The sequence below is a fragment of the Brucella gallinifaecis genome (assembly GCF_006476605.1).
GTDB classification, from domain to species: domain Bacteria; phylum Pseudomonadota; class Alphaproteobacteria; order Rhizobiales; family Rhizobiaceae; genus Brucella; species Brucella gallinifaecis.
The window spans coordinates 124,627-146,185 of sequence record NZ_ML636806.1 but is presented as its reverse complement, the minus strand read 5'-3'; the positions used below and the strand labels follow the sequence as shown (position 1 = coordinate 146,185).

The window sequence follows — 21,559 nt, the reverse complement described above, 5'->3', positions numbered from 1 at the left end:
AAGAAGGCCCACCTTGCGCCTTCATCGGTCGGGATGAACGAAACCGCTTTCGTGTCCCAGGCCTTTAACGCGGCTTTGGCCAGTCTTGAAAACTCCAAAGCAGAATCTGTTATCCCTATCGACATTCGTGGAAGATCTTCGATCGGCGATTATATGATCGTCGCGTCCGGTCGTTCGCATCGACATGTTTCGGCGGTTGCCGATCATCTTTTGCAAGCCCTTCGTGAAATGGGCTGCAAGGACATGCGGGTCGAAGGCCTTGAAGGCGGGGATTGGGTTCTGATCGATACAGGCGATATTGTCGTCCATATTTTCCGTCCGGAAATCCGTGATTTTTACAATCTGGAAAAGATCTGGATGGATGATGACCTCGAAGACAAGCGTGCATCGGGAACGGTGCACTGATCAAGTCGTAAAGAGGGCGTAATGCGTGTGAGTGTAATGGCCGTGGGCCGGATGAAAACCGGCCCCGAACGGGAGTTGGCTGAGCGTTATTTTGACCGCTTTTCCAAGGCAGGACCGCCACTTGGGCTGGAATTCACCGGCGTGAGTGAAATCCCGGAAAGCCGCGGACAAACGGCGGATCTGCGCAAGGTTGAAGAAGCGCAGCGCATCCATGACGCAATCGGCAATGCCAGCTCAGGGGCCGGCTCAGGGGGAGTTGCCCTTATCCTGCTTGACGAGCGTGGCAAGACGCTTGGCTCGGAAGCTTTTGCCCAACGCATTGGCCGTATGCGTGATGATGGCAAGCGTCAGCTTATTGTCGCTATTGGTGGACCGGATGGGCATGATCCTTCTTTGCGTTCCCGTGCGGATCTGGTTCTCGCTCTGGGAGAGTTGACATGGCCGCATCAGATCGCCCGTATTTTGATTGCTGAACAATTATACCGCGCCGCTACCATTCTCGCAGGACATCCTTATCATCGGTCTTAGGGTCAGGACTCTGGGGGCAGGTTAAAAATGCTATGAAACTCTTATGGCTAACATTTCCTTAATGCTAATCAGGCTAGTGTGGCCTTCTTTGTTTCTGATGTAGCGCATAATGAATCCTGTTCGCATTTTCTCAAAGCCTTGTTTGTCTGCCTTGCTGCGGATGGGCTTTGTTGCGACTTTCTTTATATCCGCAGTGTCGCCAGTTTTTGCGCAGGCAGCGCTTCAGCAGCAGCGTGATCAGGCTGCAAGCGAATATGAGCAGCTTAGCAAAGAGCTGTCTGTTACGGGTGAGAAGCTTGAACAGCTTGAAGATGAGATATCCAGCCTTAAAAAAGATCAGGCAACGATTACGGCAGCCCTTATCCAGTCAGCCAAAACGGATAAGAAATTGCAGCATGATATTGCTGAAAGTGCTGACAAGCTCATCTCCCTGCGTGAGCAGGAAGACGGTATTCGTAACTCGTTACGCGCCCGTCGCAGTGTGTTGGCAGAAGTTCTGGCCGCATTGCAGCGCATGGGATTAAATCCGCCGCCCGCTATTCTTGTGCGGCCCGATGATGCGCTTGCATCCGTTCGCAGTGCGGTTTTGCTCGGTGCGGTCGTGCCTGAAATGCGTGGGCAGGTGAACGAACTGACGGGCGATTTGCAGGATATGCAACGTGTCACCGCTTCTATTGTTCAGGAGCAGGACCGGCTCAAGACAGCGCGTATACAACAGGCGGAAGAGCAGAAACGTCAATCACTTCTTCTTGAAGAAAAGAAGAAATTGCAATTACAATCCGAGCAGGAAATTGAGGCGCAGCGCAAGCGCTCTGAAGAACTGGCAGACCGCGCTGGCAGCCTCAAGGAACTTATTGATGGGCTTGATCAGCAGATGGCAGGCGTGCGTAATGCGGCTGATGCTGTGCGCAAGGCCGAGGCAGAACGGCTTGCAAAAGCACAGGAAAGGGCAGGAGAATCAACGCCTGACGAGAATCGTCTCCATGCGCAGCTTGATTTTGCATCCTTGCAGGGAAAGCTGGCTCTGCCTGCTGCCGGCAAGACAATTCGTCATTTTGCTCAAAAGGATGGTATCGGCGGCAATATGATGGGGCAGGTGGTTGAAACCTTGCCTGCTGCCACGATTACGTCACCTTCTGATGGCGTTGTGCTTTATGCTGGAACATTTCGATCTTATGGGCAGCTCTTGATCCTTGATGCTGGCGGTGGATATCATATCGTAATGGCTGGCATGGGTCGAATCGATGTGGCTCAGGGTCAGTTTGTGCTGGCGGGTGAACCTGTTGGCGCAATGGGTGAAAAACTTCTCGCAAGTGTTGCACCGATAGAGGTGGGCAATGGGGCGCCATTGCTTTACATTGAGTTTCGAAAAGATGGAAAACCCGTTGATCCGGCCCCGTGGTGGTCCGTGCGGCTTTCTGGAAGGACGTGAAAATGATACGTAAACTGTCGCTGCTGTTCGCCGGAGCCCTGATGGGTGCGTCAGCTATGGTGATGGTTCAGGGCGCGCCTGCTTCCACTGCTTTTGCAGCGGGAAAAGATAGCGATGTCTATAAGGACCTGGCGCTTTTCGGTGATATTTTTGAGCGGGTGCGCCAGCAATATGTGACTCCGCCCGACGACAAGAAGCTGACGGAAAGCGCGATCAACGGCATGTTGACCTCGCTTGATCCGCATTCGTCCTATCTCAACCCCGAGGCTGCGCAGGATATGCGTGTGCAGACCAAGGGTGAGTTTGGTGGGCTTGGGATTGAAGTCACCATGGACAATGATCTCGTAAAGGTCATTGCACCGATTGATGATACGCCTGCGTCAAAAGCCGGTGTTCTGGCGGGTGATTTGATCAGCAAGATCGATGGTCAGGAAGTGCGTGGCCTTAGTCTCAGCGATGCGGTTGAAAAGATGCGCGGCGAGATTGGTTCCCCGATTGAGCTTACGCTCATTCGTGAGGGGGCAGACAAGCCGATCACGCTCAAGATCGACCGCGCTGTGATCAAGGTCAAGGCTGTTCGTTCACGTGTCGAAAATGATGTCGGCTATCTGCGTGTTATTTCATTCACTGAGCAGACTGCTGATGATCTGAAAAAAGCAATCAAGGATATTCAGGAGAAGCTGCCAGGCGATAAACTCAAAGGTTATGTGCTTGATCTTCGCCTTAATCCGGGTGGCTTGCTCGATCAGGCTGTCGCGGTTTCAGACACTTTCCTTGACAAGGGCGAAATCGTTTCCACTCGTGGTCGCGACCCTCAGGATGTGACACGCTTTGATGCGCGCAAGGGTGATCTTGTTGATGGCAAGCCAGTGATTGTTTTGATTAATGGCGGTTCCGCCAGCGCTTCGGAAATTGTTGCGGGTGCATTGCAGGATCATCGTCGTGCGACTGTGCTTGGCACACAATCTTTTGGCAAGGGTTCTGTTCAGACGATCATTCCACTGGGCGAAAATGGCTCGTTGCGCCTGACAACTGCGCTCTATTACACGCCGTCGGGCAAGTCGATTCAGGGCAAGGGCATTACGCCGGACATCAAGGTTGAGCAGCCGTTGCCACCGGAAATGCTCGGTCAGGATGTTGTGCGTGGTGAATCTGAGCTTAAAGGACACATCAAGGGTAACGCTGAAGATGATCAGGGATCGGGGTCTTCTGCTTATGTTCCGCTTGAACCCAAGGACGATGTGCAGCTCAATGAAGCGCTGAAACTTCTGCGTGGGGAAGTTGCAAATGCAGCATTTCCGCCAGATGTGAAAAAAGGTGTGCTGAACTGATCGAAAATCAGCTCCGGGGTCTGGACCCTCGAAACACAAGCGCGGAAGTTCAGGCTTCCGCGTTTTCTTTTTGTCGCATAATACTTGTTCAATTGCTTGTGCATATGGAGATAGCATGTCGAAGCGTAAAGGCCCGGTTGATCCTGAAAGCCTGCCATATCGCCCCTGCGTCGGGGTGATGGTTCTCAACAAGGCCGGTCTGGTCTGGGCCGGTCGTCGCATCGTCATTCCGGGTGACGAGATGGATGGTGCTACGCAGCTTTGGCAGATGCCGCAGGGTGGTATCGACAAGGGGGAGGATCCCGCTGTCGCCTCATTGCGTGAGTTGTATGAAGAAACTGGTATGAAGTCAGTTACATTGCTTGAAGAGGCGCCAAACTGGATCAATTATGATCTGCCTGCACCTCTGGTCGGGCTGGCACTCAAGGGCAAATATCGCGGACAGACCCAGAAATGGTTTGCCTATCGTTTTGAAGGCGATGAAAATGAAATTGCGATCAATCCGCCGCCGGGAGGTCATACGGCTGAATTTGAGGAATGGGCATGGAAGCCGATGCAGGAATTGCCTGAGCTGATTGTTCCCTTCAAGCGCAAGGTCTATGAAGAGGTCGTCAATTGTTTCAGGCATCTTGCATCGTAATTTCAGATCATAATCTGAATGAATGTAACAGGATTGAACAATCTCTTGCCTGTTGAGCCGACTCATTGTCAACTCGCAGAAGATATGTGATGCATGGGTTCTGAGAGGGAGAAATGCTTATGGATGGTATGAGTCTTCTTGTGTTTTTGTTTGTCGGCCTTATTGCAGGCTGGCTGGCAGGAAAAGTGGTGCAGGGTGGCGGCTTTGGACTCATCGGCAATATCATTGTCGGTGTGATTGGTGCCTTCTTCGCAGGCTGGTTGTTGCCCCTTCTCGGGTTTTCGATCGGTGGCGGTATTATAGCCTCCATCATAAATGCCTTTATCGGCGCAGCAATTCTTTTGATTATTCTGCGGATCGTCAAACGAGTCTGATGAAACATTAAAATCATTATATTGGCCCGGTTTGTGCAGACCGGGCAGCTTCTTTAAAGCTTGGAAAAATGACACCGAATTCAAAGCTGTCGCTTGGATTGACCCTGACTGGCGCCGCGGGTTTTGTTGATGGGATAGCCTTTATGGAGCTGGGCGGTTTTTTTGCCTCATTCATGAGCGGCAACACGACCCAGCTCGGTCTCGCCATTGCCAGACAACCGGATATTATGGGGCGGGTAATTGTCTGGCTGCCTATGGCTCTGGTTGGCCTGTTTTTTGCCGGCGCATTTCTCGGTACCCTTGCCGTTCGGTCCTATGGCAAAAATGGCAGCATAGCGGTCATGGCAATTGTGGCGCTTGTGCTTGTTCTGGTTTGTGTATTGCGTCGATTTGGGCTGGACCTGATTCATCCGGTGTTGATGCTTGCCGCTGCCATGGGTGCGCAGAATGCTGCCGTACAGCCAATTGGTTCCGCGCGGCTTGGTGTGACTTATGTCACCGGGACGTTATTCAACTCAGCTGCTGATCTTGCCGGATATATACGTGGAGATGTTCCGCGTTGGCGCTGGTTGCAACATTTCTCAGTTTGGCTGTCTCTTATGACCGGCGCATTGTGTGGCGGGTTGGGGCATTCCTTTATTGGTCTGGATGCGCTGCTTATTCCAGCAGTTATGATTGCGGTTATCATGGTGACTTACTGGCGTATTCGCTAACCAAAAAGCGATTTCTCGTTTTCGACCAGTTCTGAAATAAGCGCTGAAACGGCGGTTACACGCCGTAAGGACCGTGCGGATTCATGATAGGCCAGCCAATAGGCACGGCGGATTGTGCGATCTGGAAAAAGTGGCATCAGGTCGGGATCGGCTCTTGCGATAAATGCATGAAGAATGCCGATTCCTGCGCCTGCGCGTACGGCTTCCACCTGTCCTAATGCACTTGAAACTTCAAAATCCGGTTTCCAGTCGCGGCTGATCTCGGATGCATAGGCCAGAGATTGATTGACCACCAGATCTTCAACATAACCGATCAGTCTGTGCTTGTTTAACTCTTCAATGTTTTGTGGCGTACCATGTTCTTCAAGGTAGCTGCGATGGGCATAAAGACCGAGTGTATAATCCACCAGCCTGCGGGCAATCAGCCTACCTTGCTCGGGGCGTTCAACTGTTATGGCAATATCGGTTTCGCGGCGAGAGAGTGAAAATGAGCGCGGAACCGGTACCAGTTGAATGGTGAGGTCGGGATAATGCTGCGTGAGGCGTGCGAGCCGCGGGGCAAGAAACCTGACGCCAAAGCCATCCGGGGCGCCGATGCGAACGGTGCCGGAAACGGCAATATCGGCATTGCCTATCTGTGCGCGTGCAGAGAGCATTTCCGTTTCCATACGCTCTGCTGCCAGAAGAAACTCCTCACCGGCCTGAGTCAGTGTTGAACCATTGGTGCGTCGGGTCAATAATGTGGTCGAAAGGGTCGTTTCCAGTGCTGTCAGGCGGCGTGCAACAGTCGCGTGATTGATGCCGAGCCTTTTGGCCGCGCCCAGTATTTGCCCTGCGCGCGCCACAGCCAGAAATATCCGAATATCATCCCAGTTCATGGCATTTTCTGTGTGAGCGTGATCGTTTCAGAATCGTACTATAAAAAACGCACAACGGATACGCTTTTCAGTGGATTGCAATCATGAATTTGCAGAGTCAGGATAGATAGCAAGATGGTAGTCAATCTGCTGCCAGATGAAACAATATATGGGAGGCATTTCGATGCGCAGGATCGGACATTTCATTGGCGGCAAGCATGTTTCTGGTAAAAGCGGCCGCACGGCTGATATTTTTCAGCCACTTGATGGAACCGTTCAGGGAACTGTGGCGCTTGCTACAAAAGATGAAGTACGCGAAGCCGTTGAAAATGCCAAGGCAGCACAGCCAGCATGGGCTGCGACCAACCCACAGCGCCGTGTGCGTATTCTTCGCAAGTTCCTTGAACTGGTTGAAGCCGAATATGACAGCCTTGCCGAATTGCTTGCCCGAGAACATGGCAAGACGATTGCTGACGCCAAGGGCGATATTCAGCGTGGTCTGGAAGTTGTAGAGGTCTGCCTTGGCTCTGCACATATGCTGAAAGGTGAATTTACCGATAATGCAGGCACTGGAATAGACACCTATTCGATGCGTCAACCGCTTGGAGTTGTTGCCGGTATTACGCCGTTCAATTTCCCGGCCATGATCCCGTTATGGAAAGCCGGCCCGGCAATTGCCTGCGGCAATGCTTTTGTTCTGAAGCCATCCGAGCGCGATCCGGGTGTGCCGATGCGCCTTGCCGAATTGTTCATGGAAGCAGGCCTTCCGGCTGGTATTTTCAATGTCGTCAATGGTGACAAGGATGCGGTTGATGCGCTGCTTGATGATCCTGATATACAGGCAATCGGCTTTGTCGGCTCGACACCAATTGCGCAATATATTTATGGTCGCGGTTGCGCGAATGGCAAGCGCGTTCAGTGCTTCGGTGGCGCCAAAAATCATATGCTGATCATGCCGGATGCTGACATGGACCAGACGGTTGATGCGTTGATTGGTGCAGGTTATGGATCGGCAGGCGAGCGTTGTATGGCGATTTCGGTTGCGGTGCCTGTTGGGGAGGATACGGCAAACCGTCTTATGGAAAAGCTGATCCCGCGTGTTGAAGCCCTCAAGATCGGACCTTCGACCGACAATTCGGCTGATTATGGCCCGGTTGTTACCAAGGCTGCACTTGAGCGCATTCGCGGCTATGTTGATCTTGGTGTTGAGGAAGGTGCCAGGCTTGTCGTTGATGGTCGCGGTTTCAAGATGCAGGGCTATGAGAACGGCTTTTATATGGGGGGCTGCCTGTTCGATCATGTGACGCCGGATATGCGCATTTATAAAGAAGAAATCTTTGGTCCGGTTCTCTCGGTTGTTCGCGCCCGAAACTATGAAGAAGCTCTCGCTTTGCCCAATGAGCATGAATATGGCAATGGCGTTGCGATCTTCACCCGTGATGGTGATGCTGCGCGTGATTTTGCCAGCCGTGTTCAGGTTGGCATGGTCGGTATTAATGTGCCAATCCCGGTTCCGATTGCCTATTACACTTTTGGCGGCTGGAAGGCTTCCGGTTTTGGTGATCTCAACCAGCACGGCCCGGATGCATTCCGCTTTTATACCAAAACCAAGACAGTCACCTCGCGTTGGCCGTCTGGCGTTAAGGACGGGGCAGAGTTCGTCATTCCGACGATGGGCTAGGGCCAATCGACATTCATTTTTCGGGCGGGGCGTGAGCCGGATTTTGTCGCAGAACAGAAGAAAAGGCCGAGGTGGTGTGAACACCATGAGGGCTTTTCGACGCATTCAGGGACAAAATCCGCCACGTCCCAAAGGGATATGGCGCAAATTGCCCATTTTGGCGTCGCTAAACCTCGATGGAGCGACACTCCACCTTCGGTTTCGCTCCTGAAACTGGACAATTTTCGTCCATACCACGCCTCAAAACATGAATGTCGATTGGCCCTAGAGCGCTGCCCCTAATTTTCGCGGTCGAAGGTGGTGATTTTGGCAAGCCTGTCGTGAAACTTGTATGCGTAGACAATATTCTGCTTGCAGAACGGCTGTTCGGGCATGATTGTGTAGATATGATTCAGGGCACGAGTCTTTCTTGAAGGCAGGCAGAATATGGGAGAACGCCATCAGGCGGGTATAGGCGAGGGTGGAAATTCGGAGCGTGAGCGTCAGGATGAAGCCCGGCGTATTCTTGAACGACTGGAGCGTGAACAGACCGGGGCTGAAGGTCTTTTACGGCGCGGGTTTTCGCGTACCGCTAATCACCTTGCTGCCCATGATGCCCCGGAAAATGATAAAATCGAACTCTGGGCCACCCGTGCCGGACGGTGGCTTGGCCTCATCATCACGCTGGCGATTATCGTCTGGCTGATTTCCTATCTCATGAAAAGCCAGGTTTAACATGACGCTTCCTGTGCCTTCGGATGCGACAACCGTTATTGTCATCTCAAGCCATGTCGTGCGCGGTTCTGTTGGAAACCGTGCCGTTGTTTTTGCTCTTGAAACGCTTGGCTTTCCAGTATGGGCTGTGCCAACGGTTGTGTTGCCCTGGCATCCCGGACATGGTGCTGCCGGGCGGATTGTCCCGCCCGCGCAGGAATTTGCAACATTGATGCATGATCTTGAACGTGCACCATGGCTGGGCGAAGTCGGAGCGATACTGACTGGCTATCTCGGGCATCCCGAGCAGGCGGAAGCGGTGGCGGGGCTGGTTAAAAAGGTCAAGGAACTTAATCCCGAAGCGGTCTATCTTTGTGATCCGGTGATTGGTGATCAGGCAGGGCTTTATGTGCCGGAAGCAACGGCCACCGGTATCCGGGATTATCTCATGCCGCTTGCAGATATTGCGACGCCCAATCGTTTTGAATTGTCATGGCTGACCGGCGTCGAGCTGGAAGACAACAAGGCGTTGATGGAAGCTGCCCTTGATATCGGACCGGCAACCACGCTGGTGACATCTGCCTTTCCATTGATGAGCGGGAGTATTGGCAATATTCTTCTGACGCCAACCATGGCGCTGATGGCTGAGCACCGCTGTGTCGATGGTCCGACCAATGGCCTTGGCGATCTTACATCTGCGGTGTTTCTGGCGCGCAGGCTTTCGGGTTTCTCTGAGGAAAAATCTCTTCAAAGCACCACCGCAGCCGTATTCGAGATCATGGCGCGTTCGGCGAAGCGCGGCGCAGACGAGTTGATGCTTGAAGCAGATGCTTCCAGTCTTGTCACACCCATGGCAATGGTTCAGACACGACGTCTGGTCCATCCAACCAAGGGATTGCGTGCATAATATTTCTTGCAAGCGGCAACAGGTCGTAAGAATTGCGGCCTGTTGTTTTTTTTGATTGCCCTGGATTTTCGATCAGGATAATGGAAAACCATGGCTGATATTCCAGATTCACTCCTCGCCGGTTATCAAACCTTTATGAGCGAGCATTTCGCGTCTGAAACGGCACGTTATAAGGAACTCGCTGAAAAAGGGCAGGCACCAGAAACCCTGGTGATTGCCTGTTGCGATTCCCGTGCCGCTCCGGAAACAATTTTCAACTCGGCTCCGGGTGAAATGTTCGTTCTTCGTAACGTTGCCAATCTTATTCCGCCCTATGAGCCGGATGGTGAATTTCATGCGGCTTCGGCGGCGCTTGAATTTGCTGTGCAAAGTCTCAAGGTGAAGAATATTGTTGTCATGGGTCATGGCCGATGCGGGGGGATCAAAGCGGCGCTCGACACCCAGAGCGAGCCGCTTTCACCAAGCGATTTCATTGGCAAGTGGATGAGCCTGATTGCGCCGGCTGCGGAAACGATCAATGGCAATGAACTGATGACACCGACCGAGCGACAGACGGCCCTGGAGCGGATTTCGATCCGTTATTCGCTCAACAATCTGCGGACATTCCCTTGTGTCGATATTCTTGAGAAAAAGGGGCGGCTGAAACTCTATGGTGCCTGGTTTGATATTTCGACAGGCGAGCTGTGGGTGATGGACCAGCAGACGGGTGATTTTAAAAGACCTGACAGTTTGGTTGTGGCTGAGCAGAAAACATCAGTATAATGTGAAAAAAGCCCCGAAAAATCGGGGCTTTTTTGTATTGAGCATATGATATATCGCTTTTTATAAAGCGCTGTAAACTTGATTATTGATCGATTGCCCTGCCCATGACGGCAATAGCACGCTGATAGACCTGTGCCGCATTCCAGCCCTGAATTGCCCTGTAATTTGGTTCACCCGGCTGATAACCGGCGCCGCGCTTCCAGCCATGCCCGACAAGAAAATTTGCAGTTGAATAAAGGGCGTCAGCCTTTGAACGGGCCATGTCGATATGGCCGCTGCCATCACCATCAACGCCATATTTGAGAACGTTGGCTGGCAAGAACTGGGTCTGGCCGATTTCACCATGCATTGCACCAACTGCGTTCGGATCAAGGTCCTGATTGTCAATCAGCTTGAGTGCTGCGTAGAGCTGGTTGGTGAAGTAGTCGCTGCGACGACAGTCATAGGCCAATGTTGCAACAGCCGAAAGCGTGTGCTGTTTGCCAAGATAAGCACCGAAGCCTGTTTCCATGCCCCAGATTGCGATCAGAGGTCCGGCTGGTACGCCATAGCGCTTTTCGATAGCAGCGAAGAGAGCTGCATTCTGTTTTTTGATCGATTTTCCACGCTGAATGATCGTGTTTGCACCACGTTTTTGCATGAATTGCTCAAAGGAAAGCTTGAAGCTCTTCTGATTGCGGTCAGCATTGATGGTGGCTTGCGCATATTTTGTTTTAGCCAGAGCATTTATTGCACGCTTGCCAATGCCGCGCGAAGATGCTTCCTTGATCGTCTGCTGGAGCCAGGCATTATAACCTGCGCCATTGTTGCCACACTGGGCTGCTTCGACGATGCTTGTTCCAGCCATCATACTTACTGCAAGAACTGCTGCTGCCGTCCATGTCCGGCCCTTGGCAAACAATGCCATTCGTTTCTCCTTCGGAGTTGATTCTACCTCAGCGCGAATTTGCCATTCTTTACAATGAATGTCATGCCAGAAAGGAATTGTAAGCTCTCCGGGCAGCCGCGCACTGGTGACCATCCTTCCATATAATCTTCAAGTTTTCGTAAATTGGTCCTTATTTTAGTGTATTTATGCGTGTCTTTGCGTTTTAAAAGCTTCGTTTTCCGCCTTTTACTTGACATTACCGGCCTGCCGCTTTAAACGCTCAACCAATCTATCCGCGATCTACAGAACGCGAGCCACCGACCGGGACCCATTTGGTATAAAGAGATCCCGGAGGTCCACATCCGACAGCGCGATGCGCCCTCGGGTGCTGTACTGCTTTGGTTGCTTCTTGAACTGCTCTGGTCAAAGAACGATGTATCCCTGATGAGCCTTCCTGATGAAGCCCTGGTCTCTTCTCGGATTAAAAGGAAATTAGATGTTTGAATCACTTCAGGAGCGTCTTGGCTCTATTCTGAACGGCCTGACCGGACGCGGCGCTCTCTCTGAAAGCGACGTGGCGGCTGCGCTGCGCGAAGTGCGTCGTGCGCTGATCGAAGCCGATGTTTCGCTGGAAGTGGTTCGTTCTTTTACTGAGCGCGTTCGTGAGAAGGCTGTTGGTGCTGAAATTCTCAAAAGCATCAAGCCCGGCCAGATGGTCGTCAAGATCGTCCATGACGAGCTTATCGAAATGCTCGGCACTGAAGGCGTTTCGGTTGATCTGAATGCGCCGGCACCGGTTGTCATTATGATGGTTGGTTTGCAGGGTTCGGGTAAAACGACGACGACTGGCAAGCTTGCCAAGCGCTTGACAGAACGCAGCCGCAAAAAGGTGCTGATGGCGTCGCTTGATACGCGCCGTCCGGCTGCACAGGAGCAGCTTCGTCAGCTCGGTATCCAGACTTCTGTTGATACATTGCCGATCATTGCTGGCCAGTCGCCGGTTGAGATTGCATCGCGTGCTGTTCAGGCTGCAAAGCTTGGCGGTCATGATGTGGTTATTCTCGATACTGCCGGCCGCACACATATCGACGAGCCGTTGATGGTGGAAATGGCGGATATCCGCAAGGCCGCCAATCCGCATGAAATCCTGCTTGTGGCTGACAGCCTCACGGGTCAGGACGCGGTTAATCTGGCGCGTAATTTCGATGAGCGCGTTGGCATTACCGGTATTGTGCTGACCCGTATGGATGGCGATGGCCGTGGTGGTGCAGCCCTTTCGATGCGTGCAATCACCGGCAAGCCGATCAAGCTGATCGCAACCGGCGAAAAAATGGATGCGCTCGAGGAGTTTTATCCCAAGCGTATTGCCGATCGTATTCTTGGTATGGGCGACATTGTTTCGCTCGTTGAAAAGGCTGCTGAAAACATTGATGCGGAAAAAGCCGCAGCGATGGCCAAGAAGATGCAGTCGGGCAAGTTTGATCTCAATGATCTTGCCGACCAGCTGGGCCAGATGAAAAAGCTCGGCGGTATGGGCAGCATCATGGGTATGATGCCCGGCATGGGCGGGATGAAGGACAAGGCTGCCGCAGCCGGTCTTGATGACAAGATATTTGATCGCCAGCTTGCAATTATCGGTTCGATGACCAAGGCTGAACGCGCCAATCCTGATCTTCTCAAACATAGCCGCAAGCAGCGCATTGCCAAAGGGTCCGGCACCAGTGCCGCCGATATTAACAAGCTTCTCAAGATGCACCGCCAGATGGCTGACATGATGAAAGTCATGGGCAAGGGCAAGGGCGGAATGATGAAGCAGATGATGGGTGGCCTTGCTGGCAAGATGGGTCTTGGTGGTCTAGGAGCTGGAATGGGCGGAATGCCTGATCTGTCCAAGATGGACCCCAAGCAGCTTGAAGCGCTGGCAAAACAGGCCGAAGCTGCAGGTCTGACCAAGGGTGGTGGACTGCCAGGTCTTCCGGGTGGAGGACTACCCGGTCTGGGCGGTCCCAAGCTTCCCGGTCTTGGTGGCGGTCTTCCTGGTTTGCCGAAGAAGAAGTGAGTAAGATGGCTGACGAACAGAACACTGTACCTGCTGAACTTCTCGCATTGCGTGCATCCATCGATAATATCGATGCAGCATTGATCCACATGCTTGCCGAGCGTTTTCGCTGCACCAAGGCTGTGGGCACCCTGAAAGCCGAGCGCGGCCTTGCTGCTGCCGACCCGGCCCGTGAGAAGCGTCAGGTCGAGCGTCTTCGTGCGCTTGCAGTTGATGCCCATCTCGACCCGGATTTTGCTGAAAAATTCCTGAACTTCATCGTGAAGGAAGTTATTCGGCACCATGAGCATGCTGCTGCCAATCACAGCGGAAACTGAATAGCCCGACAGGGCAGGATTATTGTCTAAAGGAAAGAAAAAATGGCTCTCAAGATTCGTCTCGCCCGCGCTGGTTCCAAGAAGCGTCCTTACTATCACGTTGTTGTTGCTGACGTTCGCAGCCCACGCGATGGCCGCTTCATCGAAACTGTTGGTGCATGGAACCCGATGCTTGCTAAGGACGCAGAACGCGTAAAGCTGGACGCTGAGCGTATTCAGCATTGGATTGCACAGGGTGCACAGCCAACCGACCGCGTTCTTCGCTTCCTCGATCAGGCCGGTATTGCCAAGCGCGAAGCACGCAGCAACCTGACCAAGGGTCTGCCAGGCAAGAAAGCTCAGGAACGTCTTGCTTTGGCCAAGCAGGCTGAAGAAGAAGCCGCTGCAAAGGCTGCTGAAGCTGCTGCTGCCGCAGCCGCTCCTGCTGAAGAAGCTGCAAGCGAATAATTTTTCGCAATTAGAGCGCCGTGCGCCTCATCGGGCGCACAAAGGTCGCTCTAACGCTTTATACCTACTGCATAATTTTACCTTAAACTGTTTTAAGTTTAAGGAATTATGCAGGTGTGAACAAAAAGGCAATGGAGCAATCCGCTGCCTTTTTGTTTGGCTTTTTGCTATATGTAAAACGACTGGAAAAAGTCAGGATTTCGTCTATCTTATTGATTTGACGGCTCGCATTTGCGTGAATGCATATATTCGGGCACATAAATTTATCTGGCGCAGCAAAGGCGCCCCGTTCAGGAGAACATCATGTCGGCTGTGACCGCTATCCGTTCTTTCTCTTTTCGCCGTATATTCATTGCTTTGGGTCTTATCGTTCTGGTGCCGCTGCTTTCTGCATGTGGTTTCAATACGATTCCAACCAATGATGAAAAAGCCAAGGCTGCATGGAGTGAAGTGCAGAATCAATATCAGCGCCGTGCTGATCTGGTGCCAAATCTGGTGGAAACGGTGAAGGGCTACGCCGCCCATGAAAAAGACACCTTGCAGGCTGTGATCGATGCACGCGCCAAGGCAACGCAGGTGCAGATCACACCGGAAACGCTGAGCAATCCTGAGCTTTTCAAGCAGTTTCAGGACAATCAGGCTAACCTCACCAGTGCGCTTTCGCGTTTGATGGTTGTTGTCGAGCGCTATCCTGATTTGAAAGCCAATCAGAATTTCCTTGCATTGCAATCCCAGCTTGAAGGTACGGAAAACCGTATTGCTGTCGCGCGTCGCGATTATATTGAAGCGGTCCGCGTCTATAATACCTCGATCCGTACCATGCCGACGATGATCTGGACATGGATCTGGTACCGCGATGCTGTGCCGATGCAGACATTCAGTGCCGATGCGTCGAGCCAAAGTGCCCCTCAGGTCAATTTTAACAACTGATCGGGTATTTTGTGGCAGCTTTGCTCCCCATGCGTGATGTGGTGGTTCGTGGCCTGACTGGGCCGCGATGGCTTGGTGCTGTTCTTCTGCTTTTATTTGTCAGCTTTGTTGCAGGGGCTGTTCATGCGCAAGACGCGGCAAAGCCTGCGCAGGCGCTGACGGGACGGGTGGTTGATGCTGCCGGGATCATGGATCCTGCGCAATTGCAACAACTCACAAAGAAGCTTGCTGATTTTGAAGCAAAGTCATCCGATCAGGTGGTCGTGGTGACTGCTCCCAGTCTCAATGGCGAAGATATTGAAAGCTTTTCCAACCGGTTGTTTCGTGCCTGGGCGCTGGGGCAGAAACAGGAGAACAACGGTGTTTTGCTGGTTGTAGCCCCCAATGACCGTAAGGTGCGTATCGAGGTTGGCTACGGGCTTGAAGGCACCATGACGGATGCGCTTTCGAGTGTTATCATCAATGGCACGATTATACCTGAATTTCGCAACGGTAATTATTCTGAAGGCATTGTTCAGGGCGTCGATGGTATATTGTCGGTTCTTTCCGGTGATGCAGCTGAACTGGAAGAGCGTGCCAGGCGCAATTTGAACAGTGTCACCGGCGACAATGATATCGACTGGGTGTTTGTGATCTTCATTGCTTTCTGGGCACTGATCTTTTTCGGTGGCTTTGGTATGGCGATATTGGCACCGATTTTCGGGCAGAAGATCGGCCCTGGAAAATATCGCTGGCTTGGCATGATAATGGATTTTAATTCCCGTGGCGGCTCCGGTGGCGGCGGTTTTTCCGGTGGCGGCGGTGGCTGGTCATCAGGTGGTCGTGGCGGTGGCGGCTTTTCCGGCGGCGGTGGTTCGTCAGGTGGCGGCGGCGCTTCGGGTAGCTGGTAAGGGAGAGTTTTGTGAACACGAAAAACCTTATCAGTGATCAGGATCACGAGAATATTGCCAAGGCAATCCGTGCGGCGGAAGCCAATACAAGCGGTGAAATTTATGCGGTTCTGGCGCGTCGCAGTGACGACTATTTCTTTGCGGCAGGCTTTGTTGCGACCTGTGGCATATTGATTGCTTCGGTCATCGCAGCCTTTCTTGCACATTGGTACTGGTTTGATATCAGCCTGCCGATGTTTGGTCTTGCAGTGCTGGCCGCTTTTATCACGGCGATGCTTCTCTTGTGGTTTTTACCATCCATGCGCATGTTGCTGGTGCCGCGTCGCATTCGATACAAGCGTGCACATCTCAATGCCTTGCAGCAGTTTCTTGCTCGCAATGTCCATATTACAGAGCACCGCACTGGTATTTTATTGTTTGTTTCCATGGCTGAACATTATGCGGAAGTGATTGCCGATGCGGGCATTGATGCGCGGGTTGAGCAGGAAGAATGGAATGATATTGTGGCGACGCTCACGCATCATGCATCGCGTGCGCAAGTGGGGACGGGTTTTGTACTGGCGATCGCTCAGGCCGGTGTTTTGCTGGAAAAGCATTTCCCGGCAGGAGCAAACAATATCAATGAACTTGACGACCATCTGATCGAGCTTTGAGTGCCATTGCGGGCGTGAGATTCGGCACTGATTTATAGTGAATTACAGTTTTTATGACGCTTACGTAAAAGATATGTTTCATTTCAGGACAGGGCTAGCAGCAGATTTTGCAATTTTTCCAAAGCTTTGCGAAGTTTTGTTTCAAATTAAATGGATTAGATACAAGCTTTCTGACTTTCACGGATTTTTTTGGTTGTTTTCAACGAATTGTCATCGAAACAAATGCTCAATCTGCTAGTTTGATGCGCATTGCCATCATGACAGGAGTATCCGACGTGACTGCAAAGCAGGATCGGTCGAATAAATTTAAGGGTTCAAAAGCAGGCAAGGAGGAGAAGAAGGGAGGAAAGTCCAGGGCGTTTACAGCCTTTGCGCAGCTTCTCTTCGAATGGGCTCCGCCTGAAGATCTTGCAGCTTATGATACTGTAGCACTCGATAAATCTGCCCAGTATGGTTATGAAGCGCTTGAGACTTACCGCAAGGGCAAGAGCATCATCAGCATCGATAATAGCATCGAGCGCCATGGCCGCCCTGTCAGTGTTATTACCATCGTCAATGATAATATGCCTTTTCTGCTCGACTCGATCATGGGCGAGCTGAATGATCATGCCAGCCAGATTTTCATGGTTGTGCATCCGGTTCTCGATATAGAGCGGGATAAGAATGATCTTACAATTCTGGGCGAGGCTTCGCAACTCGCACCCGCCAAGGGGATTGAACGTGTCAGCCTTGTGCAGATTCATCTGCCGCTGCTCGACAAACAGGCGAAGGCTGATCTGACTGCCGCTCTTAAGCGGGTTCTTGGGCAGGTTCGTTCTGCCGTCAGTGACTGGAAGCCGATGAACAAGCGTCTTGATGACGCAATTGCTGATTATAAGCGTGTTCAGGAACTGAACCTTGATCCGGCCATGCCGGAGGCGATTGCTTTCCTTGAATGGTTGCGCGATGACCGTTTTATTTTCCTTGGCATGCGCGAGCTGACCTTCAAGGGCAAGGGCGACAAGCGTGAGCTTATTGCGGCCAAGGAAACGCTTGGCATTCTCAATGATAGCGAAGTGCGGGTTTTGCGCCGGGAAGGCGAAGACAAGGTAACACCGCGTGAGGTTACAGAATTCCTTGATAGCAATGAGCCGCTCATCGTTACCAAGGCCAATTCGCTGTCACTGGTGCATCGCCGGTCTTATCTTGACTATATCGGTGTGAAGATTTTTGGAGCGGATGGTGAAGCGATAGGCGAATTGCGTCTGGTGGGTCTGTTTACGTCGGTGGCCTATATCAGTTCTGTCGCCGGTATTCCGTTTATCCGTTCCAAGGCTGATACGGTTATCAAACATCTTGGCTTCAACCGTGAAGATCATTCCGGCAAGGCGCTTGTCAATGTGCTGGAAGAATATCCGCGCGATGAGCTGTTCCAGATCGATACGGAAAGCCTGACGGCCAATGTCGAGCTGATTCTGGCGCTTGGCGAACGTCCAAGGGTTCGCGCGATCCCGCGTCTTGACCGCTTTGGCCGTTTTGCCACGGTGCTTGTCTATATCCCGCGTGACCGTTACGATTCAGTCGTCCGTGAGAAGATCGGTCGCTATCTTGTTGATGTTTACAGCGGTGACAGTTTTGAATTTCATCCGGTCTTTCTGCAAAACGGTTTGACACGGGTTCAGTTTGTCATCCGTCGCCATGAGCGTTCAACGCCGCATGTGGATCGTGATGCGCTGGAAGAACAAGTGCGTTCGATTGTGCGAACATGGGATGATGAGGTGCGCGAAAGCGCGGAAAACGCAGATGCAAAGACTATTGCTCTGGCTTCCAGCTTCCCGCAATCCTATCGCGAAATCTTTACCGCACCAGAGGCGCTGGTTGATGCCAGGCGCATCGCTGGCCTGAGCGCCGAAGCCCCGCTTTTCGTGGATTTCTACCGTTATCGCACTGATGGCCCGGATGCTGTTTCGCTCAAGATCTATCATCATGGTGCGCCGGTTGTGCTGTCGCAGCGGGTGCCGCTTCTTGAAAATATGGGCTTTCGTGTCGTGAGCGAACAGACCATCGATCTTCCGCATGCCGGTCAGGATGGGGCTGCTGTTTATGTTCATGACATGCAGCTCGTAAATGCCTATGGCGCACCGGTCGATTTGTCTGACGATGGGGAGATGCTTGAAGATATCTTCCGCACTGTCTGGGACGGACTGGCTGATAATGATGGCTATAATGCATTGGTGCAGACAGCACGGCTGAGTGCACGCCAGATCATGATATTGCGTTCCTATGGCCGTTATTTGCAACAGGCGGGTATTGCTTACTCGCAGGGCTTTATTGCAGCAGCGTTGAACCGTTATCCTGAAATTGCCAGTGATCTTTATGCGCTGTTTGATTTGCGTTTCAATCCGTCGGCCAAACGTCGTGAAGCGGCTGAAAAGAAGCTGGTTGATGGCATTGAAACCGCACTCCTGAGCGTGCCAAGCATTGATGATGACCAGATATTGCGTCGTTTCCGCAATCTGATTGAAGCAACATTACGCACCAATGCCTATCAGCCGGATAGTGACGGCAGGCCGCGTGTAACCTTTGCATTCAAGCTTAATCCGCGGCTTATCGATGGTCTGCCTGATCCACGCCCATATCGCGAAATTTTTGTGTATGGACCGGAAGTTGAGGGTGTGCACTTACGTTTTGGCGCTGTTGCGCGTGGCGGTTTGCGCTGGTCGGACCGGGCACAGGATTACCGCACAGAAGTTCTGGGTCTGGTAAAGGCACAGCAGGTCAAGAATGCTGTGATCGTGCCGGTTGGTGCCAAGGGCGGGTTCTATCCGAAGCGTCTGCCGGTTGGCGGTGATCGGAATACGGTTTTTGAAGCGGGTCGTGATGCCTACAAGGTGTTCATTTCGACGCTTCTGTCGGTTACTGACAATATTCATGACAATGATGTCGTGCCGCCTGCGCAAGTGGTTCGACACGACAATGATGATCCCTATTTCGTTGTTGCTGCCGACAAGGGCACAGCAACTTTCTCCGATACGGCAAATGCGATCAGCCAGGCCCATGACTTCTGGCTCGATGATGCTTTCGCATCCGGCGGCTCTGCCGGTTACGATCACAAGGGCATGGGCATTACCGCACGTGGTGCATGGGAAGCTGTGAAACGGCATTTCCGCGAGTTTAACAAGGATATTCAGACCGAGCCGTTCACGGTTGCCGGTGTGGGTGATATGTCGGGCGATGTGTTTGGTAATGGTATGCTTCTGTCGGAGCAGATCAGGCTGGTTGCAGCCTTTGACCATCGCGATATCTTCATTGATCCAAATCCGGTTCCGGCGACAGGTTTTGCAGAGCGCAAGCGTCTGTTTGAGCTGCCGCGTTCAAGCTGGCAGGATTATGACCGCTCGAAAATTTCGTCGGGCGGTGGTGTTTATAGCCGCAGCCAGAAGACCATCACGCTTTCCAAAGAAGCGGCTGAAGTTATTGGTCTTGGCAAAACCACTGCAACGCCACAGGAAATCATGACGGCGATTCTGAAAGCAGAGGTCGATCTTCTGTGGTTCGGCGGTATTGGCACCTATATTCGTGCAAGCGCTGAAACGGATGCGCAGGTTGGTGATCGCGCCAATGATGCAATTCGTATTACGGGTTCGGAAGTTCGGGCAAAGGTTGTTGGCGAGGGGGCAAATCTTGGTGTCACCCAGCGTGGGCGCATAGAATATGCCTTGAGCGGCGGTCGCGGTAATACGGATGCCATTGATAATTCGGCAGGCGTCAACTGCTCTGACGTCGAGGTCAATATCAAGATTGCACTGGCTGCTGCGATGCGTTCAGGCAAATTGAAGCGTCCTGCACGCGACAAGCTGCTGGTGAGCATGACCGATGATGTGTCTGAACTGGTGCTGCGCAACAATTATCTGCAGCCGCTTGCCCTGTCTCTCAATGAACGCCAGGGTCTCGTAGAGCTGCCTTATCAGGCTCGCTTCATGGCTGAGCTTGAAGCACGCAAATTGCTGGATCGCAAGGTCGAATATCTGCCTTCGGATGCCGTTCTGAATGAACGTCAGAAGTCGGGACAGCCGTTGACGCGCCCGGAACTTGCTGTGCTGCTGGCTTATGCCAAGCTGTCGCTTTCTGATGATCTGGTTGCAAGCAGGCTTCCTGATGAACCTTATTTTGAGCAATTGCTGCTTGGTTATTTCCCCAAGCGGATGGTAAAAACCTATGCCGATGAAATTGCCAATCATCGGTTGAAGCGTGAAATCGTCGCTACTTTGCTGGCTAATGATGTCATCAATCGCGGTGGTATCACTTTCATCAGCCGTCTGGCCGATACGACCGGCAAGTCGCCAGCTGATATTGTCCGGGCCTATGTTGCGGTGCGCGATGGTTTCGAGATCAATGCGATCTATGATGCGATTGATGCGCTTGATAACAAGGTGGCCGGTGATGTGCAGAACCAGTTCTATCAACTGGTTGCAGAAATGCTGCTCGCAACGACTGCCTGGGTGCTGCGCAATGATACGACGCGAGCAAATCTGACGGAGCTGGTGAGCACGATCACAACTGCCCGTGCTGCACTTGAACCGCGCTTTGATAGTCTGATGCCAGACTATCTCATCGAGACGGTGCAGGCAGACAAGGCAGCCTTTGTTGAGAAGGGGGCGCCTGAGAAGCTTGCCCGGCGTCTGGCCAATCTGCAGCTTGCAGGTATCATGCCGGATATTGCATTAATTGCCCATCTGGCATCTGCCGATCTGGTGGCGACGGCTAAAGCCTATTTTGGTGTGTCGGAAGCTTTCCGCATTGGTCGTATCGAAGAAGCTGCACGTAATATTCCTGTCACCGATTATTATGATGGTCTGGCATTGTCACGCGCAAGCGATACGATCACGCAGGCAGCGCGTGGCATCACAATTGCGGCCCTCAAAAAACACGGTCAGGACGAGGATCCGGCGGCGGCATGGTTTGCAGAAGATGCAGCGCGCATTGATCAGATCAGACACCGTATGGTTGCACTGACTGAAGGGGGCGATCTTAGCGTATCGCGTCTGGCTGTGGCCGCAGGTTTGATGTCAGATCTGATCCAATAACTCCAT

Annotated in this window: 19 protein-coding genes and 1 pseudogene; 18 read left to right on the top strand and 2 right to left on the bottom strand. The window is 52.3% G+C overall.

Translation table 11 applies throughout. The features are described from left to right. Window positions 1-33: 33 nt before the first annotated feature. From rsfS to FHY56_RS11860, 7 genes and pseudogenes are all read left to right on the top strand, one after another. The gene (gene rsfS / locus FHY56_RS11890; protein WP_140905382.1) at window positions 34-405 is read left to right on the top strand and encodes a ribosome silencing factor; all 372 of its coding nucleotides are present in this window, start codon (window positions 34-36) and stop codon (window positions 403-405) included. A gap of 21 nt (window positions 406-426) precedes the next feature. Then, entirely contained in the window at window positions 427-933 is a 507-nt protein-coding gene (rlmH, locus tag FHY56_RS11885; protein WP_140905381.1) for a 23S rRNA (pseudouridine(1915)-N(3))-methyltransferase RlmH, read from the top strand. Window positions 934-1,093: 160 nt separating this feature from the next. After that, window positions 1,094-2,378 (top strand): annotated as a pseudogene (locus tag FHY56_RS11880) (murein hydrolase activator EnvC family protein). Then, window positions 2,368-3,696 (top strand): S41 family peptidase, encoded by a 1,329-nt coding sequence (locus FHY56_RS11875; RefSeq protein WP_140905379.1) that lies wholly within the window; start codon window positions 2,368-2,370, stop codon window positions 3,694-3,696. Before FHY56_RS11880 ends, FHY56_RS11875 begins: the two are co-directional and overlap by 11 nt. A gap of 115 nt (window positions 3,697-3,811) precedes the next feature. After that, window positions 3,812-4,336, top strand: a complete 525-nt coding sequence (locus tag FHY56_RS11870) for an RNA pyrophosphohydrolase (protein ID WP_140905378.1) — start codon at window positions 3,812-3,814, stop codon at window positions 4,334-4,336. Between the two features lie 119 nt (window positions 4,337-4,455). Next, on the top strand, window positions 4,456-4,710 hold the full coding sequence (locus FHY56_RS11865) for a GlsB/YeaQ/YmgE family stress response membrane protein (RefSeq protein WP_140905377.1): 255 nt from the start codon (window positions 4,456-4,458) through the stop codon (window positions 4,708-4,710). A 68-nt stretch (window positions 4,711-4,778) separates the two neighbouring features. Further along, window positions 4,779-5,423: a YoaK family protein gene (locus FHY56_RS11860; RefSeq protein WP_140905376.1), complete on the top strand. Its 645-nt coding sequence runs from the start codon at window positions 4,779-4,781 to the stop codon at window positions 5,421-5,423. Here the strand turns inward: FHY56_RS11860 and FHY56_RS11855 are convergent. Then, window positions 5,420-6,301 (bottom strand): LysR family transcriptional regulator, encoded by an 882-nt coding sequence (locus tag FHY56_RS11855; RefSeq protein ID WP_140905375.1) that lies wholly within the window; start codon window positions 6,299-6,301, stop codon window positions 5,420-5,422. The genes FHY56_RS11860 and FHY56_RS11855 overlap by 4 nt on opposite strands. Before the next feature lie 163 nt (window positions 6,302-6,464). Between FHY56_RS11855 and FHY56_RS11850 the strand changes: the two genes are divergently transcribed. The 4 genes from FHY56_RS11850 to FHY56_RS11835 all read left to right on the top strand — a co-directional run bounded on the left by FHY56_RS11850 (window position 6,465) and on the right by FHY56_RS11835 (window position 10,323). Further along, the gene (locus tag FHY56_RS11850; protein ID WP_140905374.1) at window positions 6,465-7,961 is read left to right on the top strand and encodes a CoA-acylating methylmalonate-semialdehyde dehydrogenase; all 1,497 of its coding nucleotides are present in this window, start codon (window positions 6,465-6,467) and stop codon (window positions 7,959-7,961) included. Window positions 7,962-8,387: 426 nt separating this feature from the next. Further along, complete coding sequence (locus FHY56_RS11845; RefSeq protein WP_140905373.1) at window positions 8,388-8,675, top strand: hypothetical protein; 288 nt, start codon at window positions 8,388-8,390, stop codon at window positions 8,673-8,675. 1 nt (window position 8,676) lies between these two features. Next, window positions 8,677-9,561, top strand: a complete 885-nt coding sequence (gene pdxY / locus FHY56_RS11840) for a pyridoxal kinase PdxY (protein WP_140905372.1) — start codon at window positions 8,677-8,679, stop codon at window positions 9,559-9,561. A 90-nt stretch (window positions 9,562-9,651) separates the two neighbouring features. Beyond that, a complete protein-coding gene (locus FHY56_RS11835) occupies window positions 9,652-10,323 on the top strand; it encodes a carbonic anhydrase (RefSeq protein ID WP_140905371.1) in 672 nt (223 codons plus the stop codon). 82 nt (window positions 10,324-10,405) lie between these two features. Here the strand turns inward: FHY56_RS11835 and FHY56_RS11830 are convergent, their stop codons facing one another. Then, complete coding sequence (locus FHY56_RS11830) at window positions 10,406-11,230, bottom strand: lytic murein transglycosylase (protein ID WP_140905370.1); 825 nt, start codon at window positions 11,228-11,230, stop codon at window positions 10,406-10,408. A 457-nt stretch (window positions 11,231-11,687) separates the two neighbouring features. Between FHY56_RS11830 and ffh the strand changes: the two genes are divergently transcribed. From ffh to FHY56_RS11790, 7 genes are all read left to right on the top strand, one after another. Next, complete coding sequence (gene ffh, locus FHY56_RS11820; RefSeq protein ID WP_140905369.1) at window positions 11,688-13,250, top strand: signal recognition particle protein; 1,563 nt, start codon at window positions 11,688-11,690, stop codon at window positions 13,248-13,250. A gap of 5 nt (window positions 13,251-13,255) precedes the next feature. Continuing rightward, window positions 13,256-13,567 (top strand): chorismate mutase, encoded by a 312-nt coding sequence (locus tag FHY56_RS11815; protein WP_140905368.1) that lies wholly within the window; start codon window positions 13,256-13,258, stop codon window positions 13,565-13,567. 42 nt (window positions 13,568-13,609) lie between these two features. Then, the gene (gene rpsP, locus FHY56_RS11810) at window positions 13,610-14,014 is read left to right on the top strand and encodes a 30S ribosomal protein S16 (protein WP_140905367.1); all 405 of its coding nucleotides are present in this window, start codon (window positions 13,610-13,612) and stop codon (window positions 14,012-14,014) included. A 303-nt stretch (window positions 14,015-14,317) separates the two neighbouring features. Further along, on the top strand, window positions 14,318-14,944 hold the full coding sequence (locus FHY56_RS11805) for a LemA family protein (RefSeq protein WP_140905366.1): 627 nt from the start codon (window positions 14,318-14,320) through the stop codon (window positions 14,942-14,944). A gap of 29 nt (window positions 14,945-14,973) precedes the next feature. Beyond that, entirely contained in the window at window positions 14,974-15,834 is an 861-nt protein-coding gene (locus tag FHY56_RS11800) for a TPM domain-containing protein (RefSeq protein ID WP_140905434.1), read from the top strand. Between the two features lie 11 nt (window positions 15,835-15,845). Next, complete coding sequence (locus FHY56_RS11795) at window positions 15,846-16,487, top strand: TPM domain-containing protein (protein ID WP_140905365.1); 642 nt, start codon at window positions 15,846-15,848, stop codon at window positions 16,485-16,487. 275 nt (window positions 16,488-16,762) lie between these two features. Next, window positions 16,763-21,553, top strand: coding sequence for an NAD-glutamate dehydrogenase (locus FHY56_RS11790; RefSeq protein WP_140905433.1), 4,791 nt, complete (start codon window positions 16,763-16,765; stop codon window positions 21,551-21,553). The last annotated feature ends 6 nt before the right edge of the window (window positions 21,554-21,559 follow it).